This window comes from Rhizobacter sp. (assembly GCF_031412075.1).
In the GTDB taxonomy this organism is placed as follows: Bacteria; Pseudomonadota; Gammaproteobacteria; order Burkholderiales; family Burkholderiaceae_C; genus Rhizobacter.
The window spans coordinates 1-4705 of record NZ_JANOCG010000449.1 but is presented as its reverse complement, the minus strand read 5'-3'; the positions used below and the strand labels follow the sequence as shown (position 1 = coordinate 4705).

Here is a 4705-nt window from a genome sequence, read left to right as displayed (position 1 = left end):
TGATGGTGGCCGGCTTCGACCGTTACTACCAGATCACCAAGTGCTTCCGCGACGAAGACCTGCGCGCCGACCGTCAGCCCGAATTCACGCAGATCGACATCGAGACCAGCTTCCTCACCGAAGAAGAAATCCGCGGCATGTTCGAAGGCATGATCCGCACGGTCTTCCGCAGCACCATTGGTGTCGACCTGCCCGGCTACCCGGTGATGACGTACCAGGAGGCGATGCACCGCTTCGGCTCCGACAAGCCCGACCTGCGCGTCAAGCTCGAGTTCACCGAGCTGACCGAGGTGATGAAGGACGTCGACTTCAAGGTCTTCTCCGGCCCGGCCAACGCGAAGGACGGCCGCGTGGTCGCCCTGCGCGTGCCCGGCGGCGGCGAGATGAGCCGCGGCGAGATCGACGCTTACACCGAGTTCGTGAAGATCTACGGTGCCAAGGGCCTGGCCTGGATCAAGGTCAACGATGCGGGCAAGGGCCGCGAAGGCCTGCAGTCGCCCATCGTGAAAAACCTGCACGATGCGGCCATTGCCGAGATCATCGCCCGCACCGGTGCACGCAACGGCGACCTGATCTTCTTCGGCGCCGACAAGGCCAAAGTGGTGAATGACGCCATCGGCGGCCTGCGCATCAAGGTCGGCCACAGCGACTTCGGCAAGAAGAACGGCTTGTTCGAGGACAAGTGGGCGCCGCTGTGGGTGGTCGACTTCCCGATGTTCGAGTACGACGACGAAGGCCAGCGCTGGAACGCGGTGCACCACCCCTTCACGGCGCCCAAAGACGGCCACGAAGACTACATGGACACCGACCCGAGCAAATGCATTGCCAAGGCGTATGACATGGTGCTCAACGGCTGGGAGCTGGGTGGCGGCTCGGTGCGGATTCACCGCGCCGAGGTGCAGAGCAAGGTCTTCAACGCGCTCAAGATCGGCCCCGAAGAGGCGCCGCTCAAGTTCGGCGTCCTGCTCGATGCGCTGCAGTACGGCGCGCCCCCGCACGGCGGCCTGGCCTTCGGCCTGGACCGCCTGGTCACGCTGATGACCAAGGCCGAGTCGATCCGAGACGTGATTGCCTTCCCCAAGACCCAACGCGCGCAAGACTTGCTCACGCACGCGCCGAGCCCGGTCGATGAAAAGCAGCTGCGCGAGCTGCACATCCGCCTGCGCAACCCGCAGGTGGTGAGCTGACGGGCCCGGCAGTGGTTCGGCCTGAAGGGCGGCTTTGGCCGCCCTTTTTTACGCCTTAAAGTGTTTCTCATTTCAGACATAAAAATCATATGTATAAAATGAGAAACATATGCCAGCCACAGCCCCACTCGCCAACCCGGCCGTTGTCGCTCAACTGAGCGCTTTCGGCCGGCACATCCGCTCACGGCGCAAGGCTTTGCGCGTCAGCGCCACGGCGGCTGCCGCGGCGGCGGGCATCTCGCGTGTCACCCTGCACCGCATTGAAAGCGGGGAGGCGTCGGTCACCATGGGCGCGTACCTCAATGCGATGAGCGCCCTCGGCCTGGTGCTCGGTGTGGTGGCAGATGACGCGCCTCAAGCCGCAGCGGCGGTGGCGCGTGCACTTCCCGCCAGCATCCGTCTGGCCGACTACCCTGCGTTGGCTCGCCTGGCCTGGCACGCACCGGGTTTGACCGAGCTCACGCCGGCCGAAGCCCTGAGCTTGTACGAGCGCAACTGGCGCCATCTCGACCACCACCGCTTGAGCCCCGGCGAGCAGGCCTTGCTGGCGCAACTGGTCAACGAAATCGGCAAGGGGCATCTGCTTGTTTGAGCGCGCCCACCACCGCCGCATCGCCGCCGTGCTGGAGGCGTTGAACGCGCCGTTGCTCGTACAAAAGGGCTGCCTGTTCGCGGGCGGCACGGCGATGGCCTTGCGTTTTGGTGAGTACCGCGAGTCGGTCGACATCGACTTTCTTGTCTCCGACGTGGCCGGCTACCGAGACCTGCGGCAGCTGCTCACCGGCCCGCAAGGGGTCGCGGCCATCACAAGGCCTGGCGCCACGCTGCAGGCATTGCGTGAGGTTCGCGCCGACCAGTACGGCCTGCGCACGCTGCTGCTCGCAGAGCCAACGCAGATCAAGTTCGAGATCGTGCTCGAAGCCCGCATCGCGCTGCAGCCCCCAGGCCCTGGCGACGTGTTGTGCGGCCTGGCCACGCTCACCCCGCTCGACATGGCGGCGAGCAAGCTGCTCGCCAACTCCGACCGATGGGCCGACGACAGCGTGTTCAGCCGCGACCTGATCGACCTGGCCATGATGCAACCCAAGGCCAAACTTCTGAAGCAGGCCATCGAGAAGGCGCAGGGTGCGTATGGCGAAAGCATCCAGTCTGATCTGGGCAAAGCCATTGCCCACGTGCTTGGGCGAGAAGGGCGGCTCGAGCGTTGCATGGCCGCCATGCAAATCACCGTGCCCAAGGCGCTGCTGTGGCAGCGCATCAAGGCACTGACGCCACGTGCCCCACCCGAGGCCCAGTAGGATGCGTCGATGCACAAGATCCCCGAGTCGGTACTGATCGTCATTCACACCCACGAGCTGGAGGTGCTGCTGATCGAGCGCGCCGACCAGCCGGGTTTCTGGCAAAGCGTGACCGGGTCCAAAGACAGCATGGACGAGCTGCCCGCCGAGACGGCGGTGCGCGAGGTGGCTGAAGAAACCGGCATCAGCATCGGCTCGGCCGAGGTGCCGCTTGCCAACCTTCGCGACTGGAACCTTCGCAACGTGTATGAGATCTACCCGGTGTGGCGGCACCGTTATGCCCCGGGGGTGACGCACAACACCGAACACGTGTTCGGCCTGCTGGTTCCGCGCGGAACGAGCGTCACACTGGCCCCACGTGAACACCTTCAATACCAATGGCTTGCGTATCGAGAAGCGGCCGACCGCTGCTTCTCGCCATCCAACGCCGAGGCCATTCTTCAGCTTTCAAGGTTTGCATGACCCGTGGCGCTTCTTCGTCGACTTTGCACCCCGCCCACGTCTTGCGGGTGGGCACCTACAACATCCACAAAGGCGTGCGCGGCGTGGGCCCGCGCAAGCGGCTGGAGATCCACAACATCGGCCTCGGTGTGGAAGCGCTCGACGCCGACCTGATCTTTCTGCAAGAGGTGCGCAGCTTCAACCACGGCGAGGCGGCCCGCTTCCCCGACACCCATTTCGGCTGGCCGCGCGTGCCGCAGGCCAACCACCTCGCACCCGAAGGCTACGACGTGGCCTACCGCACCAACGCCGTCACCAAAGACGGTGAGCACGGTAACGCGCTGCTCTCGCGCTGGCCGCTGGGTGAAGACATCGGCCACCACGACGTCTCCGACCACCGCTTCGAGCAGCGCGGCCTGCTGCACGTGCTGGTGTACTGGAACGGCATTCAGGTGCACGCCATCGTCGCCCACCTGGGCCTGATGCATGCGAGCCGCGTGCGCCAGGTGGAGCGCATTGCCGCTTTCCTGGCCCACAAGGTGCCGCGTCACGAGCCGGTGGTGCTGGCGGGCGACTTCAACGACTGGGGCGAGAAGCTCGACGCCCCCATGCGCCAGATGGGCTTGATGCGCGCCGAGCACGCGGAAAGCATGTCGCAGCGAACCTTTCCGTCACGGGTGCCGCTGTTTTCGCTCGACCGCATCTACACCCGCGGCTTTCGCTGCACCTCGACCTTCGTGCCGCGTGGCAATGCCTGGGCACGCATGTCGGATCACCTGCCGCTGGTGGCCGACCTCGAGCTCGCCTGATGGCCTCTCAACGCGACGCCTTGACCGGCTCGTTGATGCGTGTGGCGCCGCGCACTCTCTACAGCGGCGGCAACCAGGCCACGCTGCACCGCGGCGGCGAGGCCTTGTTCCCGGCCATGGCGAGCGCCATCGAGCAGGCCCGCCACGAGATCTGGCTCGCCACCTACATCTACGACAACACCGGCAGCGTGTCGGTGCTCACCCAGGCGCTGGCCGACGCAGCGCAGCGCGGCGTGCGCGTCAACCTGGTGGTCGACGGATTCGGCTCGCGCAGCAGCCTGCCCGAGCTGCGCAGCCGCCTGGCCGAGGCCGGTGTGCACCTCACCGTCTTCAGGCCGCTGCACCGCTGGTGGAGCTGGCTGCAGCCCGGTCAGCTGCGCCGCCTGCACCAGAAGCTGTGTGTGGTCGATGGCGACGTCGCTTTCATCGGTGGCATCAACCTGCTCGACGACCACTACGACCAGGTGCACGGCTGGAGCGAAAACCCGCGGCTCGACTTTGCGGTGGAGCTGCGCGGCCCGGTGGTCGAGCCCATCGAGCAGGCGACCCGCGCGCTCTGGACGCGTGCCAGCATCGGGCGCAACTTCCGCCGCGAGATGACGGCACTGGCCACCAGCGCCTTGCCGGTGGCGCGTGCCAAGCGCATGTTGAGCCGCCTGCGCATGCCCAAAGGCGCCAAGCCGGGCGAAGAAGCGCATGACCTGCCGCCGGTGCGCGCTGCCTTCGTGATGCGCGACAACCTGCGCCAGCGCCGCGCCATCGAACGCAGCTACATCGACGCCATCCGCAAGGCACGAACCCGAGTCGACCTCGTCTCGCCCTATTTCTACCCCGGGCGCGCCTTCATGCGGGTGCTGGTGGCCGCGGCCCGGCGCGGGGTCGAGGTGCGCTTGCTGCTGCAAGGCAAGATCGACTACCGCATTGCCGCGCTGGCCGCGCGTGCGCTGTACGACGTGCTGCTCACCAACGG

6 protein-coding genes are annotated in these 4705 nt (G+C 66.1%); all 6 read left to right on the top strand.

What is annotated here, in order from left to right:
- The coding region (gene aspS, locus RMO40_RS17055) for an aspartate--tRNA ligase (RefSeq protein ID WP_309724002.1) at window positions 1-1187 on the top strand (1187 nt) is incomplete at its 5' end.
- A 109-nt stretch (window positions 1188-1296) separates the two neighbouring features.
- Window positions 1297-1779, top strand: coding sequence for a helix-turn-helix domain-containing protein (locus tag RMO40_RS17050; RefSeq protein ID WP_309724000.1), 483 nt, complete (start codon window positions 1297-1299; stop codon window positions 1777-1779).
- Complete coding sequence (locus RMO40_RS17045; protein ID WP_309723998.1) at window positions 1772-2485, top strand: nucleotidyl transferase AbiEii/AbiGii toxin family protein; 714 nt, start codon at window positions 1772-1774, stop codon at window positions 2483-2485. Before RMO40_RS17050 ends, RMO40_RS17045 begins: the two co-directional genes overlap by 8 nt.
- Before the next feature lie 9 nt (window positions 2486-2494).
- The gene (gene nudB, locus RMO40_RS17040) at window positions 2495-2947 is read left to right on the top strand and encodes a dihydroneopterin triphosphate diphosphatase (RefSeq protein ID WP_309723997.1); all 453 of its coding nucleotides are present in this window, start codon (window positions 2495-2497) and stop codon (window positions 2945-2947) included.
- The gene (locus RMO40_RS17035; RefSeq protein ID WP_309723995.1) at window positions 2944-3735 is read left to right on the top strand and encodes an endonuclease/exonuclease/phosphatase family protein; all 792 of its coding nucleotides are present in this window, start codon (window positions 2944-2946) and stop codon (window positions 3733-3735) included. The genes nudB and RMO40_RS17035 overlap by 4 nt, the downstream gene beginning before the upstream one ends.
- On the top strand, window positions 3735-4705 hold a 971-nt coding region (locus RMO40_RS17030; RefSeq protein ID WP_309723994.1), incomplete at its 3' end, for a phospholipase D-like domain-containing protein. The genes RMO40_RS17035 and RMO40_RS17030, both read left to right, overlap by 1 nt.

What these genes read in the sequence shown, in the direction of transcription:
- RMO40_RS17050 (WP_309724000.1), top strand. Translation starts at nt 1,297, where the DNA reads ATGCCAGCCACAGCCCCACTCGCCAACCCGGCCGTTGTCGCTCAACTG.
- nudB (WP_309723997.1), top strand. Translation starts at nt 2,495, where the DNA reads ATGCACAAGATCCCCGAGTCGGTACTGATCGTCATTCACACCCACGAG.
- RMO40_RS17035 (WP_309723995.1), top strand. Translation starts at nt 2,944, where the DNA reads ATGACCCGTGGCGCTTCTTCGTCGACTTTGCACCCCGCCCACGTCTTG.